The following is a 19876-nucleotide window of genomic DNA, read 5'->3' as shown; positions in this document are numbered from 1 at the left end:
GGTATGATAAGCACTTTAGACAAGATTGATTCCATGAAAATGTTAATTGGAGAAGATTGGGTAGAAAGTTCAACAAAATTATCGGTATTAAATCCTTATTCAGGAAAAGAGGTGTATGCTGTTTCTTGTGCTGATGCAGATCACATACAAAAAGCTTTAAAATCTGCAGAGTTAGGAAAAGTGATATCCAGAAATTTATCACCATATGATAGAAGTGAAATTATAGCCAGAGTAGTTATTTTCTTAAAAGAAAGAAAAGAAGAGTTTACCCAAACTATAGTAAACGAGGGAGTTAAAACCAAAATTGAAGCAGCCAAAGAAGTAGATAGGTGTATCAATACATTAACCCTTTGTAGTGAAGAAGCTAAAAGGCTTACGGGAGAAACTGTGCCTTTTAATGCATTTGCTGGTGCTGCTTCCAGAACAGGTTATTATGTACATGACCCCATAGGTATCATCACTGCAATAACGCCATTTAATGATCCTCTTAATTTGGTGGCACATAAATTAGGCCCCGCAATTGCCTCGGGGAATGCAGTTATACTTAAACCCTCAGATTTCACTCCTATTTCTGCAATAAAACTAGGTGAATTATTCCTAGAAGCTGGTTTACCTCATCATATCCTAAATATCATAACCGGGCCGGTAAGTAATTTTGGAAATGCATTAATTACGGACTCACGTGTTAATATGGTAAGTTTTACTGGGGGGACTAAATCCGGAGAGGCAATCATAAAAGCTGCAGGAATTAAAAAAGTAGCAATGGAACTTGGTTCGAGCTCTCCGGTAATAGTTATGGATGATGTTGATATAGATGCTGTCGCAGAAAACTGCGTAGGAGGTATGGTATGGGCAGCAGGCCAAAACTGTGTAGGCGTAAAACGCTTGTATGTTCATGATACGATCTACGATGCGTTCAAGGAAAAGGTAGTTACCCTTTCTAATTCAATACAACTGGGAGACCCTAATGATGCTAATACCGATATGGGACCTATTATTACTCAAGAAGCAATTGGTGTTATAGAGAACTCTATTTCTGAATTAAAAAATTCTGGTTACCAGGTTTTATGTGGAGGAAACCGAGTAGGCAATGCTTTTGAAGCAACGCTTATAGAAGGAAATCATGATCACCCATTAAATGGTAAACAAGAAATCTTTGGACCAGTAGCAACAATTTCTAGAATTAACTCATTAGAAGAAGGTATCAACGCAAGCAATGATTCTCCTTACGGATTGCATGCAGGGATCTTTACAAATTCAATCGAATCCGCATTTAAAGCAGTAAACCAATTAGAGTGTGGAGGGGTTATGGTTAATGATTCTTCAGATTACCGAATAGATATGATGCCTTTTGGCGGAATTAAACAAAGTGGTATTGGCCGGGAAGGAGTAAAATCTGCTATACGGGAAATGACCACAACTAAAATTGCATGTTTTAACCTTTAAATAAATTATAGATATGAATAGTATAGAAAACGTAGAGATGTTATCAGACGAAACTATAACAAAAAATGGAAACATAGATATAGCCAAAGTATTATCACCTAGAAGAAAATCTACAGCAAGTACAACTATAGAAGAGTTGGCAATCGAACAGTTAGAACATTTTCAAATAGATGTTGATAGTGCATATGGAGAAGCCCTGAAAGGCGCTGCTATGGATATTTACAATGCACAATCAGATATTTCTAAATTACAGAAAATAACAAATGATACCATTGCAAAATTAGATCAGGGAGAGAAAGTAGCATATTTTAATGCTAAGCGTTTTTTATCTTTTCAAATAGCAAAAGTATTAGAAACATTACAAGGCCCGCTAAGCAAAACCTATCAGTCTTTAGGGCAGTCAGATGAATCTTTACAAGCCAAAGGACCTCATCCTTTGTTTAATAATATTGCAGCTTTATTTTCTGCGACTCCAGTGATTGCACGTACTTCTACATATGATTACTCTTGTACAGAATGGGTTGACGATGCTTTTAACGGTAAAGAATCGATACATCATATATACTCCAGGTTATTAAATCCTACTTCTATGGCTTTGGCTACTCATATGGTACACATAGAAGCAGGTAAATACGCAGATGAGTATACTGCGTGGAATTTTAATAGTGGTATGGCTGCGGTAGATGCGCTATTGAGTAATGTGTTAAATCATAATGATGTTCTTATACTTTCTAGAAATATCTATGGAGGAGTTTACCAGTTAATCGAAGATTTTTTTGCTAAAAAGAATAAGTTCGCAATTAATGTAGTTTGGTTTGATGGATATTCTATAGAAGATTTTAAACCAGTATTAGAAAAAGCCAAAGAAGATTACCAGGATATACTCTCTTCTGGTAATAAATTACATGTGTATATGGAGTCTCCATGTAATCCTCATGGTTATATGTTGGATGTGCCTGCTATTTGTAAATTTTCTAAGCAGAACGGAGCAACAGTAATGTTGGATGGGACGGTAGCAACACCATTCCTGATCAAACCATTACAGCATGAAGATGAAGAGTGTAGACCAGATTTCTTATTTCATAGCTATACCAAAGATATTACCGGATCTGGTAATGCAATAGCAGGGGGTATTATAGGTAAAAATAACTTAATGTTTTTACCAAAAGGAGATGAAGTAGATGGAATAAAATGGGATGAAACTTTATTCTGGAATGTATACTACATCAAAGGTGCTTTCTTAGATTCTGATACTGCATTCGAGGTGTTATCGGGTATGAAAACACTAAGTATGAGAATGGCTCAAAAATGTGTAAATACTTTAGTTCTTGCTAAGTTTTTTGACTCTAATCCTGGTATAACCGTACACTGTAATGGATTAGAAAACAATCATAATCATGGCATTATGAAGAAGATTAGTAAGTATCAATTAGCTTCGCCTTTATTTACTATTGATTTTGAAAAAGCAAAAGTATCTGATAAAGCCTTTAAGATGTTCTTTGATACTTTGGCTCCTGCATTTGGTCTTCAGGTAAGTTTAGGACAGATTAACACTACACTTTTATGTCCAGCATTTACATCTCATTCAGAATTAAATAAAGATGCTTTGCTAGAGGCAGGTATTCACAAAACGACAATGAGAGTATCTGTTGGTAATGAGAACCCAAAAGAATTGATTCAACATTTTATGCAATCTGTAAAACTAATGATAGATCCAGAAAAACCAGGATTCTCTAGTTCTTTCTTATCTCAAAGTGAAGTAGATAAATTATATGCAGATACATATATGGAAGTACAACAACAGTTAATAGATCACGGATACTTAAATTAAATACATTAACAATTTTAAAACTTTAAACAATTATGATTAACGGAATTAATTTAGAGGCTTTAGGAGCTTACAAAAATACAGTTGAGCAGGATTCTAAGAATGGAATGTATTCTGGTGGTATTAAAGCGACCTGGTTAGGCGGTACAAAAGTAGGGGTTGAAACCAACGCATTGCAACTTGGAGATGAGAAAATACCTCATAGTTTTTCTTTTGTTATTGATGAGCCAGAACAACTATTAGGAGAACATTCTTCTCCAACACCTCAGGATTATTTATTAGGAGGACTTTCGGGCTGTATGATGGTAACTTTTGTTGCTATGACTTCAATAAAAGGAATCGAATTAGAAGGAGTTTCTTTAGAGATAAAATCAAGCTTGGACTTGCAAGGATTTCTAGGTATAAATGAAACTTCTCCTGTAGGATTTGATACCGTAGAATATTGTTTTACTGTTGAAGGAAACGGTACAGAGCAGGATTTTAAAGAAATTGCAGATCAGGTTATCCAATTTTCACCAAACTATGCTACTGTAGCAAATAAAGTGAAAATGATTTCTAGCCTGGTAGTTAACCCTACAATGGTAAAAAATTAGTTAGTTTAGTTTGAATTTACCCGTTTGGCGGTAAATAGGAAAGGCTGTATGATATTTTTCATACAGCCTTTTAGTATATAAAAACCTAGATACTTGATAAAATATCTATTGTGCTATTAACGAGTAGATTGTGTTCTTTGATAGAATGACACATCAACACATCTCTGTATCATGTAAATTTTTGTCGTGTACAAAGGAAGCAGTAAATTGAAAAGATGAATTTATTATGTGTTGTAAGAAATGAAGAGAAAAGGCTGTTTAAAATTTTAAACAGCCTTTTACAGAATACACAAACAACCAAGTTTGCTTATTTACAATTAACCAATTTCTGAAATAAAAATGTCACTAGAATTAGAATGTTTTATTACTTTGCTACTGCTATTGATGCAGTATACCCTCCTTTAGTAACATTACCATCAGTAAAAATCTTACCATTTCCGTTAACAAGTAATATACCCGCCAAATGAGGAGAGGCCATTGAAGTACCCGACTTTTGTGCAAATTCATTACCGCCTATACCACAAGACCAGATCCCTGTTCCCGGAGCCCATGCATGTACATTATCTCCGTAGCTAGAACCACCTGCAGCAGCATCAGTATTAGTCATATTTCCAACGACCCAGCATCCTTGGATATATGCTCTTTGTGGTGAGTAGTAATATACGTTATCATTATTATTACCAGCGGCCATAGCCCCAAATGTAGTTTTGGCTAAGTTTCTGAAAGCAGTTTCGTAAGCTACACTAATTGTTCTACTGGTAAACCCTATGCTATAGTTCCATACATCACCATAGCTAGCATTATTAGCAACATAATTGATTCCTGCAATGATTTGCGCTTGTGTTCCGGTTCCACCATCACTTAATACTTTTACCGCAACAATTGTAGCCCCTGGAGCAACTCCAACAACTCCATCTCCATTATGCATTGCACCAATGGTTCCTGCCACGTGAGTACCATGACCATTTCTATCTCCCCAATTGTTATCTACAAAAGTGGTACTACGATTATAATCGATGTTAAGGTCAGGGTGTGCATACACACCACTATCCAGGACCCATGCTGTTTTTCCGGTAGAGTAGGTGTAGCCTCCAACTCTTACAACCCCCCAGTCTACATAATCTCCCCCGGTTTCATAATAACCAGTAGTAGCTTTTTTGTTTGCTTTTCCTGTTGTTACAGAAGGCATTACCCCTTGTTCTACAGTAACGTCTAATTTCTCAATGTAATTTGGTTCTACAGCAAGAATGTCAGGATCGTTTTTAAGTAACTCGGCTTCTTTTGTAGAAATATCGTCAAGGTTAAACCCCTGTATCGCAGTTTCATAAACAAATTTCATTTTTTGTGAAGAAATTTTGTATTTAGATAAAATACCAGATGCTTTTTGAGTTACTTTTTGTTTGTTCTTTTTTAACTTTTCATCTTCTTTAAAAACAATAATATAGCTATTAGGAACTGCTTGAGCAGCGCTAATATCTGTAGAAGGGCTTTCTGTTGATAGTTCTTCAGAAACTTCTTCTTTAGAACAAGAATTTAAAAAAAATGCGATTCCAACCATAATTAGAATCATTTCAATACGAATAATTTTTTGAATTGTTTTCATAATATTAAGTTTATGTTAAGGTTTCAAAAATCTATAAATACATGTGTTTAACAATCGTATTCTTAGTTTTTTTGTTAAAAACTGAAAATAATTCTAAAAAAGAAGGTTTTTTGATGCTGTATTCGAATTTTATTAGTGTCCCGTAAGTAAGTAGAGAGGAGTAATGAGTTGTTTAATAGGTTATTACTGTTTTACTTGTTATGAATAAGTATACTTTTAAAATATCTGGGGGATAAAAAAAGCACATCGAGAACAATGTGCTTTTTTTATATGTTGTTTGATAGTTGTTACCCTTTAGCCAACTGTTTTATTTTAATTCTGAAAGCAGCAAAAAGTAATGTCATAAATGGACTAAGCCAGTTAAAAATGGCAAAAAAGAAATAATCGACTACAGGTACACCAAGTACTCCACTTTGATAAGCTCCACAAGTGTTCCAGGGAATTAAAACTGAAGTAACAGTTCCCGAATCCTCTAGAGTACGACTAAGGTTTTCTGGGGCTAGTCCTTTATCTTTATAAGCTTTGGCGTACATTCTTCCTGGTACTACGATAGCTAAATATTGATCAGATGCAGTTACATTTAGTGCTAGGCAACTTACTACTGTACTGGCAAAAAGCCCGAATACAGAATCAAATAAATTCAATAAAGCTTTACTAATCCTTGCTAATGCTCCAATAGCATCCATCACACCACCAAATACCATAGCGCATAATATTAGCCAAATAGTATTTAGCATTCCAACCATTCCTTTAGAAGTAAAGAGCTTAGTAAGTTCAGCATTGGATGTCTGTATTGATGTTTTTGTTGTTATTGCATTCATCACTCCTTTATATGCAGAATTAAATGTGAATTCGTCACTACCGGCAACGGTCGTTACAATTTCTGGCTGAGCAATAATGGCAGCAATAGCACCAAGCAACGTACCTATAAGTAAGGCAACCACCGGAGGTGTTTTTTTAATAATTAAACCGATAATCAAAACAGGAACAATAAATAACCAGGGAGAAATATTGAAAGCATTATCAATAACATGTAATTGCTCACTAATTTCTGGAGTTCCAGATGTATCAATAGTAAATCCTATAACAATAAAAACCAGTAGTGTGATTACTATAGTTGGTATAGTTGTATACGCCATATATTTTATATGAGAAAATAATTCTCCACCAGCCATCGCAGGAGCTAAATTAGTAGTATCGGATAAGGGAGACATTTTATCTCCAAAATAAGCACCAGAGATTACAGCGCCTGCTGTCATTCCGAGAGAGATTCCCAAGGTATCACCAATACCGATCAGTGCAATACCTACAGTTGCAGAGGTAGTCCAGGAGCTACCCGTTGCAATAGATATGATGGCGCAAATGATTACACAGGCGGCCAGGAAGATAGTTGGATTAAGAATTTGTAAACCATAATAAATCATGGTAGGGATAATACCGCTAATCAACCAGGTTCCTGCTAATGACCCCACTAATAATAGTATAATTAGTGCACTAGAGGTTGATTTTATATTTTTGGCAACCTCTTCCATCATTTGTTTATAAGTTACCTTATTATAAAACCCTACTATCGCAGCTACAGCAGCTCCCATAAGCAAAACAAACTGATTACTTCCGCTAATTGCTTCATCTCCATAAATATAATAGACATTAAAGAATAACATAATAACCAATGCTATAATTGGGATCAAGGCTTCCCAGATGTTTAATTCTTTATTCTCAATAATATCTTCGTTTTGGGGATCGGTAGGTGTGATGTTTTGACTTTCCATATGCTAAATTCGAAATTTTATGGATGTAATGTTACGATATTAATAAAAGCTATGCAACGTCTACATTGAGTTTAATTACTTTCAAACCTAAATAAAAAAGATGTAAAAGGATAGAATGTTGATTTATAATGACGAAAATCTACATTAATCGATCTTTTGTGCTTTTTATCGATATTTATAATCTTATTACATAACTATTTTATGATAAATTTTATGATATGTTCTACTTTTGGATTACGAAAGAAGAAGAGTAAGAGAAAAATTGGAATTTTTTGATTGTTTTGTGACTTTTTTTGTCCCAGTAAAATAATTCTTAATGAGTTATTTTGAACACTAAACCTAATAAGCCTCATACCCAGAGGCTTTTTGCTTTTTATATATATATGTGTAAGAAATATCATGAGCAATAATTGATCATATCGATATACATTATTTCTCTGATTTTTTAACTTTTGTTCTAATTGAGATACAATATTTTGCGAACTGATTATTGTGTTTTATCGACAATTAATGTATTTAATCGATAATTTGTTATTTTCCATATTGCTATTTTGTAAGATTTTAGTGATAACAACATACTTTTGATGTATAGAAATAAAGAAACATAAAGAAATTAAAATATTGATTAGCCCATTGAACTAGAATTAGTCTTTTTTACCCCAAATTAATTTCGCCCCAAGCCCTAATAAGCCTCATACCCCAGAGGCTTTTTTTATTATTATAGATATAACACAACATATTATTATAGCTAAATATTCATTATTCTTGTCTCAATAGGATTTTAGTAGTGTAAGTTCCATTTTTTATATTGAAATTAGTCGAAAACTAATAGGATGGAAACTAATACATATAAAGGCTTAGAATTATTTTGTTTTTTTATACTACTGCCGTTAAGTTTTTTATTAGATTCTCACTTTCTTTTTAAAGTTATACCTACTGTTTTGGGATTTGTTTATATTCTGGTCCTTCTTAAGAAGAAAGGACTGTTAAGGTTGAAATTTCCTGTTAAAGAATATTGGAAACCTTTTTGGAAAGAAATTATAGTTAAGTTTGGGATTATCGCGATAATAACTGGAGTATATGTCTTTTTAATTGCTCCGGATAAGTTGTTTTCTGTACTGATAAAAAGACCAGGGTTATGGATAATCATTCTTTTTATATATACATTTTTGTCTGTTTGGCCACAGGAGATTATATATAGAACCTTTTTTTATGAGCGTTATGAGAATCTAATTAGTAATAAGTGGTTGTTTATTTTTATAAACGCAATCCTTTTTTCCTTAGCCCATCTTTTTTTGAATAGTTTTTTAGTGCAAGTATTAACTTTTGTTGGCGGTTTGTTATTTGCTTATACTTACCAAAAAACAAAATCTACTACCTTAGTTTCTATAGAGCATGCTATTTATGGTAATTGGTTATTTACTGTTGGTATGGGGGAAATGTTAGCCTTTCCCGGCCCTGGATAAATTACAAAAAGTACTCTATAAGCTGGCGTACTGCTTTTCCACGATGACCAATCTTGTTTTTTTCTGATAAAGAAAGTTCGGCAAATGTTTCGGTATACCCATCGGGTAAAAAAACTGGATCATATCCAAAACCTCCTTTTCCTCTTTTATCTTCGGTAATAAAACCAGAGCATATTCCTGTAAATGTTTTTAATTTTCCATTTAATACCAGGGCGATTACAGTTTTAAACTGTGCCTTGCGATTTTCTTTTTCTTTTAACTCTTTTAAGAGCTTATCCATATTAGCATTCGAATCTTTGGCTTCGCCAGCATACCTTGCCGAATATACCCCGGGAGCACCATGCAACGATTCGACTTCAAGACCTGTATCATCGGCAAAACAATCAAATCCATAATGCTCTTTGATATAATTAGCTTTTTGCATTGCATTACCTTCTATAGTAGAAGAAGTTTCGGGAATATCTTCTATGCAACCTATATCGCTAAGTCCTACTATTTGGATAGTAGAAGGCAGTAATGCTTGTACTTCTTTTATTTTATTATGATTATTGGTAGCAAATACGATTTTCATTTAGAGGTGTAATTTCTAATGTATAGTTTTCAAAAAAATATGTTCTTGTTACGCTTTTGCATCAAAATCTAATACCCATTTCTCCTGGACTTTAAGTACTTGTTCGATAACATCTCTTGCACATCCTTTACCTCCTTTTTTGTAGGATACGTATTTAGAGGCTTCTTTTACTTCTGCAACTGCATCCTGAGGGCAAGTTGGTAATCCTACCATTTTCATGACCGGTAAATCAGGAATGTCATCTCCCATGTATAATACATTTTTAATATTGATATTATTAGTATCGAGATACTCATTTAGTTGCTCTACTTTTTGATGTGCTCCAAGATATATATCGGTTATTCCTAACCCTTTTAAGCGTTGGCGAACACCTTCGTTTTTTCCTCCAGAAATAATACATACTTTAAAACCCTGTTGTATAGCAGTTTTCAAAGCGTATCCATCTTTAATGTTCATTGTTCTTAGTAATTGGCCATCTGTATTGATAATAACAGTACCATCTGTAAGTACACCATCTACATCAAAAATAAAGGTGGTAATGTGCTGCAGGTATTCTTTATAACTTTTTTCCATATTTAGATTGAATTGCTTTGGTAAGGGTTTTATATATTTCTTGTTGCGTAGTATCTGTTAAAATTTTTAAATGCCGATTTATAGTTTTAGAATCATTACGTATCCCAGGTCCTGTTTGGGCCAGGTCAGGATTCATTTTTGTAATTTTTTTGGCGGTTTCCATAATCAAAGGATACAAAATTTCAAAAGGAACATCATGCTCATTACAAATGTCGTTTGCTGTTGAAAATAAATAATTAGTAAAATTATTTACGAATACAGCAGAAACATGAAGCACATTACGTTGTTCTGAAGAAACTTCATATACTTTTTTAGAAAGAGTAGAGCTTAGCTTTTTTAATAAGGTAAGATCCGCTTCATTTTCAGCTTCCAAACAAAAAGGAATAGTGGAGAAATCAACGGCTTTATCTTTACTAAATGTTTGTAATGGGTAAAAAACACCTCTTTTATTTGTATCTGTAAGGACATTCATAGGAACACTGCCAGAGGTATGAACGATAAGTTTATTCGTAAATGGTAATAGACTAGAAACCTCTTCAATTGCATCATCACTTACTGCCAAAATATAAATATCAGCTTCTTTTAGTGAACTAAAATCTTGTGTAATAGTATTTTCTCTCTGATCAGGATGTAACGACAATCCTTTACGATTATAGCACTGCACAACTTCTACCGATTTTTGATTGTAAAAAGCAGCATACAAGTGTTTGGCCACATTACCGGCACCAAGAATTATAACTCTAATCATTTGGCTAAAATAGGGAAGTTCCCTTAAAAAGAAGAGCAATACATTTTTTCATTTTTATTTTAAACGAGTTTTAAGATAAAAGAGGGTGCTCAGGTTAATTCAGAATAAAATGTTGAAACGATAATGCTCACCAAAATTAATCCTGATTTAAAAAAAAGCAAAATTTTGTAACCTTTTTCAAGCCCATTTATCTAAGGTTTACAATAGATCCTTATTTAGTTTATACAAAATAGTACAACTCTTAAAAACCAATAGTAAATCAACAATTAAAATTTTCACATAATTCATAAAAATGACCGCTATGAAACTAAGAAAAACAATATTCTTTCTGATGCTATTTGGCATTAGCACAATTTTTATTCAATGTAAGGATGATGATTTGATTCCAATACCAGAAGAATTGGTAATACCACCTCCGATTGAACTTAATTTAGACCCGGCTTTGGTTGCTCAAGGAAAAGAAGTATTTAGACACGATACTTTTGGAAGCGAAGCACAATGGACAGATTTATTAGAGTTGGACAAAGCTATTTTGGGAGCAGCAAATGGTGGGTTTGGACCTGGCCTTGATCCAACTACGGCTTTAGCAATAGGACTTAAAGTAGATGCCGAAGTATTACCGCAAGCTGTGGTAGATGGTATTACAGATGGAAGTATTGATTTAACCGATCCAATGACCACAGTAGCTTTGTTAGATTTGGGTGCTGTTGTTGGTGTAAAAGGAAGCTTTAATGAAAATAAAAAATTAACATCTGTTGGGATCACATGTGCCTTATGTCATTCTACAGTTGATGATTCATTTACTTCAGGAATAGGAAATAGAAAAGATGGTTGGGCAAATACCGATCTTAATGTGGGAGCTATTTTGGGATTTGTTAAAAATGCTCCTCTCGCAGATATTCTAAATGTTGATGTCGAGACTTTTAATAGTGTTGTTAATGCATGGGGGCCAGGAAGGTTTGCTCCTACATTATTAATGGACGGAAAAGTAACTAAGCCAAATGGGGAGCTAGCAACATTAGTAATACCACCGGCTTATGGATTGCAAGGGATAACGCATGAAACATATACCGGTTGGGGTGAAGTATCTTATTGGAATAGGTTTATTGGCGTTTTGGTCATGGGAGGGCAGGGAAATTTTTCTGATCAAAGATTAAACGATCCCGAAAAATTTCCACTTGCAGTAGAAAGAGGATTATTTGATGTTAGTGCTCCTGTAGATATGGTAGATTCGAAACTGGAAAGTTTACGAGAATACCAATTATCAATATTAGCCCCAAATCCAGATCCGGATAGTTATGATGAGACTTCGGCAATTCGAGGTAAAATATTGTTTGATGGTAAAGCAAATTGTATTTCTTGCCACTCGGGGCGCGCTTTTGCAGATAATATATTACATACTCCAGAAGAAATCGGGATCGATGACTTTGAAGCAAAGAGATCTCCGACAGAAATGTATAGAACACCTCCGCTAAGAGGAATATTTGTTAAATCTGATGGTAATGGTTTCTTTCATGACGGGCGATTTACTACCCTTAATGATGTGGTTATACATTATAATGATCATTTTGGTTTGGAGTTAACAAATCAGGAACAAGATGATCTGGTCGAATATCTAAAAGCACTATAGAAGAAAAAAAAGGCCAAATTCTATATTTATAATGAGTTTTGGCCTTACTTTTTTTGATATTTTTTTCAGAAATAGTTAGAATTAGAAGTATATCTGATGCGACATATTTTTGCGAAAAACGAAAAAGTAATATCGTTTATACTTATACTTCTGTTAAAACCATAAAATCAAAAGGCGATCATGGTATATTATCCTGCCAAAAATAGTAAATTTGCCCAGCAAAAAAAGAAAGGTTACTATGCAAGATAAGCTAGCGAGTATTTTGTTCTCCACACGATTAATGGCAGTTTTATTTATTGTTTTTGCGTTTTCTATGGGAGTAGGAACGTTTTTAGAAGATGCACATGGAACTACAGCCGCTAGGATTTGGGTGTATAACACATGGTGGTTTGAGGCTATAATGGTGTTTTTCGTTATTAATTTCTGTGGAAATATTGTACGTTACAAATTATATAAGAAAGGTAAATTGGCAACATTACTACTCCATTTATCTTTTATTTTAATTATCATAGGAGCTTTTGTTACCCGATATATAAGCTATGAAGGAGTTATGCCTATTAGAGAAGGTGAAACTACATCCACTTTTCTTTCTGAAAAAACATACTTATCCGTTTTTCTGGATGGAGAAATTAATGGAGAACCTCGCAGACGTATAATTACCGAAGCCTTAGAACTAGCTGAAGCGACCAATAATGATTTTACGATTAATACAGATTATAATAAGCAACCCGTTACGATAACATATCAAAACTATATCCAGGGAGCAGAGATGGGATTAGTTGAGACAGAAGATGGAGAAAACTATCTTAAAGTAGTAGAAGCAGGAGATGGTAATCGTCATGATCATTTTTTAAGAGAAGGAGAGGTTTCTAATATTCATAATATATTGGTTAGTTTTAATAAACCAACCAAAGGAGCAATAAATATCACATATAAAAATGATGATTATTTCATAGAATCCCCTTTTGATGGATCATTTTTGAGAATGGCAGATCAGATGCAAGGATTAGTATTTAAGGATAGTCTTCAGCCTTTAATGCTTAGATCTTTATATCAAACTGCCGGAATGCAGTTTGTAATTCCCGATCCTGTAATTACAGGTAAGTATGATGTAGTTCCTATAGAAGTTAAAGGTAAAGGACAAGAAGATGCTTTGGTAATAAATGTTTCTACTAATGAAGAAACCAAAGAAGTTAAATTATTGGGAGGAAAAGGATATAATAATGACATGAGTAAAATCTCATTAGGAGGTTTGGATATGTATTTTAGTTATGGTTCTAAACAAATGGAATTACCTTTTGCATTAAAATTAAATGACTTTATAGCTGAAAAATTCCCTGGTACAGAGAATGTTTATAAATCTTTTAAGAGTAAGGTTGATATTGTAGAAGGAAATTCTTCTCGCCCGTATGATATTTATATGAATCATGTACTAGATCATAAAGGGTATCGATTTTTTCAAGCTTCTTTTGATCCAGATGAAAAAGGAACTGTACTTTCTGTAAATCATGATCGTTGGGGTACATGGATTACTTATATAGGTTATATGTTGTTATACTTAGGATTAATGCTAATTCTTTTTACCAAGGGATCACGTTTTAAGGAAATAGAATATAAATTGAGTAAGGTGAAGAAAAAGAAAAATGCATTAACTATATTTTTAGCATTAATAGTGTCTACTTTTTCTTTCGCACAAGATCAATCTCAACCTGATCATACAAATCATTTACCATCGTTGCCTAGCAAAGCACAATTGGATTCGGTTATTTTGGCTAATGTTGTTCCTGCTGTTCATGCGGCTAAATTTGGTAGTATTGTGATTCAGGATGAAAGAGGAAGAATGAAACCTGTAAATACATTTTCTTCAGAATTATTACGTAAACTTAGTAAAAAGGATACTTATGAAGGATTAAATGCAGATCAGGTATTTGTATCTATGGTAGAGAATCCATTTATCTGGTATAGTATTCCAATTATAGAAATCCAAAGAGAAAATGATAGCTTACGTAAAATATTAGGAGTTCCAAAAACCGAAAGAAGAGTATCTTTAATAGATCTTGTAGAACCAGATGGATCTTATAAATTAACTCCTTATTTAGAAAAAGCAAGTAGTACCAATACACCTAGTAGTTTTGAAAAAGATTTTCTTAAAACTCATGAGAAATTTTATTTGCTTAATCAAGCTTTAGGAGGAGGGATTTTAAGAGTTTTTCCGGTTCCGGGTGATGAAGGAAACAAATGGGTTTCTATGCCCGAGCTAAATGAATTTAAATTTAGCGGGATGGATTCGGTATACACCAGACAGATTATTCCGATTTATCGCCAGTCTTTACGAGAAGCAAGAAAAACAGGGGATTATAGCAAACCTGATCAATATATTGAAAGTATTAAAAGTTTTCAGAAAAAATTTGGAAACGAAGTATTACCAACGGATAAAAAAATCGAAGCAGAAATTGCACTGAATAAATATGATATTTTTAGAACACTATATCGATACTATGGAGTAATAGGCTTGCTACTAATGATCTTTGTAGTTGTTAGAATATTTAAGGATTCTAAAATTGTAAGAACTTTAATAAATAGTGCAATTGGTATTGTTATTCTTCTTTTTATTCTACATACTGCGGGATTGATAATACGTTGGTATGTTTCGGGGCATGCTCCTTGGAGTGATGCATACGAATCTATGATTTATGTGGGCTGGATGACCCTGGCAATTGGTCTTGCTTTTGGTAAAAGAAGTAATCTAACTATTGCAGCTACTACTTTTGTGGCGGCAATCATCTTGTTTTTTGCACATGAAAACTGGACAGATCCGGCTATCGCAAACTTACAACCAGTATTAGATTCATATTGGGTATTAATTCATGTATCTATTATTGTAGGTAGCTATGGACCATTCTTTGTCGGAGCAATTTTAGGAATCCTATCGCTGTTGTTAATGATATTGACAACAGAATCTAATAAGAAACGAATGGATCTTAATATTAAAGAGATAACTATTATCAATGAGATGGCGCTTACTATTGGGTTAGTAATGCTTACCATAGGTAATTTCCTGGGCGGAATGTGGGCTAACGAGAGTTGGGGACGTTACTGGGGTTGGGATCCAAAAGAAACATGGGCGTTGGTAAGTATTATGGTGTATGCTTTTGTGATACATATGCGATTAGTTCCAGGATTACGAGGAAGATGGTGGTTTAACTTGGCTTCAGTTATTGCTGTCTATAGTATTCTAATGACGTATTTTGGAGTTAATTTTTACCTAAAAGGACTACACTCGTATGCTAGTGGTGATAAAGTAATTACCCCTAATGCTGTTTATTATTCAATTGTCTTTCTTGCTGTGCTGGGTGTGGTTTCATATTGGAGGAACAAGGTGCATTATAAGAAAACTAAAAAAGCAATTTCTACAGAAAAATAATTATATTCTTTATTTCTATGATATTTTGATAATCGTTTTGTGGTTTTCTTAAAAGATAGAGCTACATGTTTTGTGCGATTATTAAAAATAATTTTAAGAAGAACTGCGCTGTAAAACACACTGTATACTACAGTTTTTATGTTTTATTTAAGACCATCTTAAAAAAAATAAAAAAAATATTCCTCAGTCCCGAAAAATGGGACTCATTACTCGTATTCTTGTACTGTAATAAATAATGAAGAGTAATACTTAGTTTTATGAAAGCTAATTTTAAAGAAAATTATAAATTTTTACGAAGTAGCAAATTAAGAGCTTCTTTGTTTAGACTAAACTTTGAGATTGTAGTATCTAAAACTAGTGCAATAACTCTTTAACTAATGAAAATGAACTTTAGATAAAGTAGAGTTTTTATTTAGTGATTTTAGATTATTATTAATAAATAGATTTAAATAAAATTTTTAAGAGATAAAGTTTTTTTTAAGTATTTAGTGTTCAATTGTTTTACCCTTTTTTACTTAAAAACACCAATTCTGTTAAAGATAAGTTAACCATAAATTGTTTTATTTTGATTTGAGAAAATAGTATGTTTGCCCGAGCAATGAGATTAATATAAAACCCCATTAATTTTAGTGCTAGTCCTACAAATAATTTCATAAATATTAAGAATATTGCTTAGAATGATGCATGTAAATGCTTGTTATTGAGTGATATGTGTTGATTGTAGCTAATAGCGTTAAGTTGTTGGGTAGGAGGGTATTTGGCTTATTTAAAAACCATTTTCACATTAATAAAAAGTAACTAACTGACTAAAAATAAAAAATAAATGAAGCAGATAAAAGCACGTTTTGGTGATTCTATTGCATTTGTCTTAACAGTATTTTTAACTCTTGTTTTAACATTTCCTTTATTGGCTCAAGTTTCTTCGACAGAACGCCAGGCATTGATAGATTTATATAATTCTACTAATGGAAATAATTGGAAAAATACAATAGAGGGAAATCAACCTTGGTTAATCAATGACCCTAATTCTTTAGTGAGTGATTGGTATGGTGTTACAGTATCTAGTGGTAAGGTTGTTAGGTTAGATTTTTTTAAAAATAATCTAACTGGTACTTTACCAAACTCTATAGGGAATTTACCTAATATAACTCAATTGGTGCTTAGTAGCAATGATATTGGAGGAGCATTACCTGCAGGTTTGGGACAAATGACCGGGTTGAAGTCTCTTCATTTGAGTGGTAATGAGTTTTCTGGAACACTACCAATAACTACATTATTAAATGCGCCAGGCTTAACACATTTATATTTTGATAGTAATAATTTTTCGGGTGTGATTCCGCCTCAATTAGGTCAATTAACAAATCTTTTGTTTATTAATATGGGATATAATCAGTTAACCGGAGCGATACCGGTTGAACTGGCTCAACTTTCAAAATTAGGATCCTTATATTTAACAAATAATAAACTCACCGGAGCTATACCTATAGAATTAGGCCAATTAGCTAATCTTCAAAAACTTTCTCTAGCAAATAATATACTTACAGGAACTATCCCTGAAAGCCTTGCTTTATTGACTAAACTTGGATCTTTATCACTTAGTGGTAATCAACTTACAGGAACTATTCCTCCACAATTAGGACAACTATCAAAATTATATGCTTTAAGCTTAAATGATAATAATTTAACTGGGGCATTACCTTCAGAACTAGGGCAATTGGCAAATATGAAACGTTTGTATATTGCAGATAATCAAATCTCAGGAAGTGTTCCTTCTAGTTTTGGGCAGTTGTCGAAATTAGAAAATTTACAATTGGGAGCGAATCAGCTTACTGGTGGTATTCCTGCAGAAATGGGCTTATTGTCTAATGTGGTAAGAATTGGCTTATCGGGGAATAAAATTAGCGGTAATATACCTTCAGAATTAGGCCAATTAACAAAAATAGAACACATTCACTTTCATAATAATGAGTTAACCGGTTCGGTTCCAATATCATTTAAACAATTGGTTAATTTAAAATCATTATACCTATATAATAATAACCTCTCTGGAAAAATTCCACCAGAAATGAGTACGTTACCTAAACTAAGTAACTTCGGAATTTCGGGTAATCAATTTGTATTTTCTGATTTCGAACCTGAGTTCGCTACATATAAAGCAAACTTATCTAGTTTTAACTATAATAAACAGAAAAATGCAGATGTCGAAGAAGCACTTAATGTGTCTATAGGTGGAAGTATCACACTAACATCAAATGTATTTACTAATCCTAATAATACATATCAGTGGTATAAAGGGACTACTGCTATTTCTGGAGCAACTAATAGAGAATATACGATTACAAATGCAAGTGAAACTAATGCTGGAGTTTATAAGATGCTTGTTAAAAATACCGTTGTTACGGGGCTTAATATTTATCGTAATAATATAACATTATCAGTAACTCCAGCAGAGAATGCTTGTGGGGTTTCTGCAGCAGAAAGACAGGCCTTGGTAGATTTATACAATAGTACTGATGGTGCTAATTGGCGTAATAATACCAATTGGGCAACTGATGCTCCTGTTTGTGACTGGACAGGAGTTACAGTTACCAATGGAAAAGTTACTGGTTTATACATTTTCGACAATGCACTTAACGGAGAGCTTCCAGCCTCTATAGGAGATTTAGTTCATCTTACTTCTATATCGATTACAAGACATGGACGTTTAATAGGCAGTATCCCAGCAACAATTGGTAATTGGACTAATATCAAACAGATAGACTTTAATGCAAACAAGCTTACAGGCCCAATTCCTACAGAATTAGGAACTTTATTAGCCTTAGAAAATATTAACTTATTTAGGAATAATCTTAGTGGTACCATTCCATCTTCATTAGGTAGTTTATCAAACTTAGTTCACCTAACATTAGCAGAAAATGGATTAACAGGTTCAATTCCTATATCATTATCAAACTTATTAAATTTAAAGACGTTAAATTTTTTCCAGAATTCTTTAACTGGGACCATCCCTGTAGAATTAGGTAATTTAAGTAAATTAGAAACGTTAAATCTTGCAAGAAACGGTCTTAGTGGTAGTATTCCATCTTCTTTAGGAGGGTTAAGTAATTTAACAGGATTATCTTTAAATGCAAATAAGCTCACCGGCTCGATTCCTTCAGAATTAGGTAATCTTTCTCAACTAACAGGCCTTAATTTATTTAGAAATGGTCTTAGTGGTTCAATTCCTGTTTCATTGGGCCAATTATCTAATTTAACATTTTTGTCTATAGAAGATAATAAAATCACCGGAGAAATACCATCAGTTTTAGGTAATTTATTAAAACTAGAAAAGCTGTATTTATCTACTAATCAAATTACAGGCTCTATTCCTTCAAGTATTGGTAATTTACCGGGATTAAAAACGCTAGGACTCTCTCGTAATCAATTGTCGGGAGCAGTACCTCCTAGTTTAGCAGTATTAGCAACTAATGATGTATTGAACGTCTTTGGTTTTAGTACTAATAATTTTGTTTTTAGTGATTTTGAATCAGATTTTACTACTTATAAAAATAATATAACAGATTTTGGTTATCTCACGCAAGGTAAGGTAGACCAAACAGAGACATTATCTGTAACTACAAATGGAAGTATTACATTATCTAGTACAGCATTAACCAGTACAAATAATAGCTATCAATGGTATAAGGATGGAGTAGCAATTACAGGAGCAACTAATAGAGACTTGGTTATTTCTAATGCTACAGATGCTAATGCAGGAGTGTATCATTTTACTGCGACCAATAGTATTGTTACAGACCTGACATTAACCCGTAACCCGATTACTTTAACGATTAATTGCACGGTTTCTGCCGCAGAAAAACAAGCATTAGTTGATTTCTACAATAGTACAGATGGTGCTAATTGGACAAAGAATACTAATTGGTTAACTAATACTCCTGTTTGTGATTGGGCCGGTGTTATTGTTGAGAATGGAAAAGTAACAAAATTAACTTTATCATATAACGGATTAAAGGGAGTAATTCCAGCCTCTTTTGGAGACTTGATACACCTTACATCTGTTAACTTTGCTATTAATCAATTATCAGGACCTTTACCAGGTTCAATAGGCAACTTGGTAAATGTAGAAACATTTACTGTTGAGCGTAATGCCATGACGGGTACTATTCCCACATCTATTGGTAGTATGGGGGCATTAAAGGTTTTAAACTTAGGTTCTAATCAA

Annotated in this window: 12 protein-coding genes; 7 read left to right on the top strand and 5 right to left on the bottom strand. The window is 33.3% G+C overall.

Going from position 1 to position 19876, the window contains the following annotated elements; translation table 11 throughout:
* The first annotated feature begins 3 nt into the window (after positions 1–3).
* From DG435_RS05015 to DG435_RS05005, 3 genes are read left to right on the top strand one after another with little or no spacing between them, the layout of a single operon-like run.
* Positions 4–1446, top strand: a complete 1443-nt coding sequence (locus DG435_RS05015) for an aldehyde dehydrogenase family protein (RefSeq protein ID WP_199852700.1) — start codon at positions 4–6, stop codon at positions 1444–1446.
* A gap of 13 nt (positions 1447–1459) precedes the next feature.
* The gene (locus tag DG435_RS05010; RefSeq protein ID WP_199852698.1) at positions 1460–3277 is read left to right on the top strand and encodes a PLP-dependent aspartate aminotransferase family protein; all 1818 of its coding nucleotides are present in this window, start codon (positions 1460–1462) and stop codon (positions 3275–3277) included.
* Between the two features lie 32 nt (positions 3278–3309).
* Complete coding sequence (locus DG435_RS05005) at positions 3310–3867, top strand: OsmC family protein (RefSeq protein ID WP_106792937.1); 558 nt, start codon at positions 3310–3312, stop codon at positions 3865–3867.
* 364 nt (positions 3868–4231) lie between these two features.
* Here DG435_RS05005 and DG435_RS05000 read toward each other — a convergent pair whose 3' ends face one another.
* Positions 4232–5470: a S8 family serine peptidase gene (locus DG435_RS05000; RefSeq protein WP_106792936.1), complete on the bottom strand. Its 1239-nt coding sequence runs from the start codon at positions 5468–5470 to the stop codon at positions 4232–4234.
* Between the two features lie 287 nt (positions 5471–5757).
* Entirely contained in the window at positions 5758–7242 is a 1485-nt protein-coding gene (gene nhaC / locus DG435_RS04995) for a Na+/H+ antiporter NhaC (protein WP_106792935.1), read from the bottom strand.
* Positions 7243–8075: 833 nt separating this feature from the next.
* Here nhaC and DG435_RS04990 point away from each other — a divergent pair.
* Positions 8076–8708 (top strand): CPBP family intramembrane glutamic endopeptidase, encoded by a 633-nt coding sequence (locus tag DG435_RS04990; protein ID WP_106792934.1) that lies wholly within the window; start codon positions 8076–8078, stop codon positions 8706–8708.
* Position 8709: 1 nt separating this feature from the next.
* Here the strand turns inward: DG435_RS04990 and DG435_RS04985 are convergent, their stop codons facing one another.
* From DG435_RS04985 to DG435_RS04975, 3 genes are read right to left on the bottom strand one after another with little or no spacing between them, the layout of a single operon-like run.
* Entirely contained in the window at positions 8710–9279 is a 570-nt protein-coding gene (locus tag DG435_RS04985; RefSeq protein WP_106792933.1) for a non-canonical purine NTP diphosphatase, read from the bottom strand.
* A 48-nt stretch (positions 9280–9327) separates the two neighbouring features.
* Positions 9328–9852: an HAD family hydrolase gene (locus DG435_RS04980; protein ID WP_106792932.1), complete on the bottom strand. Its 525-nt coding sequence runs from the start codon at positions 9850–9852 to the stop codon at positions 9328–9330.
* Entirely contained in the window at positions 9836–10600 is a 765-nt protein-coding gene (locus tag DG435_RS04975; RefSeq protein ID WP_106792931.1) for a Rossmann-like and DUF2520 domain-containing protein, read from the bottom strand. The genes DG435_RS04980 and DG435_RS04975 overlap by 17 nt, the downstream gene beginning before the upstream one ends.
* Before the next feature lie 301 nt (positions 10601–10901).
* Here DG435_RS04975 and DG435_RS04970 point away from each other — a divergent pair, with 301 nt between their 5' ends.
* The 3 genes from DG435_RS04970 to DG435_RS04960 all read left to right on the top strand — a co-directional run.
* Positions 10902–12230 carry a hypothetical protein gene (locus DG435_RS04970; protein ID WP_199852696.1) on the top strand — a complete coding sequence of 443 codons (1329 nt, stop codon included), beginning with the start codon at positions 10902–10904 and terminating at the stop codon, positions 12228–12230.
* Positions 12231–12468: 238 nt separating this feature from the next.
* Positions 12469–15654, top strand: a complete 3186-nt coding sequence (ccsA, locus tag DG435_RS04965; RefSeq protein ID WP_106792930.1) for a cytochrome c biogenesis protein CcsA — start codon at positions 12469–12471, stop codon at positions 15652–15654.
* Between the two features lie 823 nt (positions 15655–16477).
* Positions 16478–19876, top strand: a 3399-nt coding sequence (locus tag DG435_RS04960; protein ID WP_369871689.1) for an immunoglobulin domain-containing protein, incomplete at its 3' end; no start/stop codon positions are given.

The organism is Aquimarina sp. Aq78 (genome assembly GCF_900299525.1).
In the GTDB taxonomy this organism is placed as follows: Bacteria; Bacteroidota; Bacteroidia; order Flavobacteriales; family Flavobacteriaceae; genus Aquimarina.
This window is presented reverse-complemented; position numbering and strand designations above follow the sequence as displayed.

Excerpts from the sequence above, each read along its gene's own strand:
- DG435_RS04985 (WP_106792933.1), bottom strand. The coding sequence starts at position 9,279 with ATGAAAATCGTATTTGCTACCAATAATCATAATAAAATAAAAGAAGTA.
- ccsA (WP_106792930.1), top strand. The coding sequence starts at position 12,469 with ATGCAAGATAAGCTAGCGAGTATTTTGTTCTCCACACGATTAATGGCA.
- DG435_RS05000 (WP_106792936.1), bottom strand. The coding sequence starts at position 5,470 with ATGAAAACAATTCAAAAAATTATTCGTATTGAAATGATTCTAATTATG.
- DG435_RS04970 (WP_199852696.1), top strand. The coding sequence starts at position 10,902 with ATGAAACTAAGAAAAACAATATTCTTTCTGATGCTATTTGGCATTAGC.
- nhaC (WP_106792935.1), bottom strand. The coding sequence starts at position 7,242 with ATGGAAAGTCAAAACATCACACCTACCGATCCCCAAAACGAAGATATT.
- DG435_RS05010 (WP_199852698.1), top strand. The coding sequence starts at position 1,460 with ATGAATAGTATAGAAAACGTAGAGATGTTATCAGACGAAACTATAACA.
- DG435_RS05005 (WP_106792937.1), top strand. The coding sequence starts at position 3,310 with ATGATTAACGGAATTAATTTAGAGGCTTTAGGAGCTTACAAAAATACA.
- DG435_RS05015 (WP_199852700.1), top strand. The coding sequence starts at position 4 with ATGATAAGCACTTTAGACAAGATTGATTCCATGAAAATGTTAATTGGA.
- DG435_RS04980 (WP_106792932.1), bottom strand. The coding sequence starts at position 9,852 with ATGGAAAAAAGTTATAAAGAATACCTGCAGCACATTACCACCTTTATT.
- DG435_RS04975 (WP_106792931.1), bottom strand. The coding sequence starts at position 10,600 with ATGATTAGAGTTATAATTCTTGGTGCCGGTAATGTGGCCAAACACTTG.
- DG435_RS04990 (WP_106792934.1), top strand. The coding sequence starts at position 8,076 with ATGGAAACTAATACATATAAAGGCTTAGAATTATTTTGTTTTTTTATA.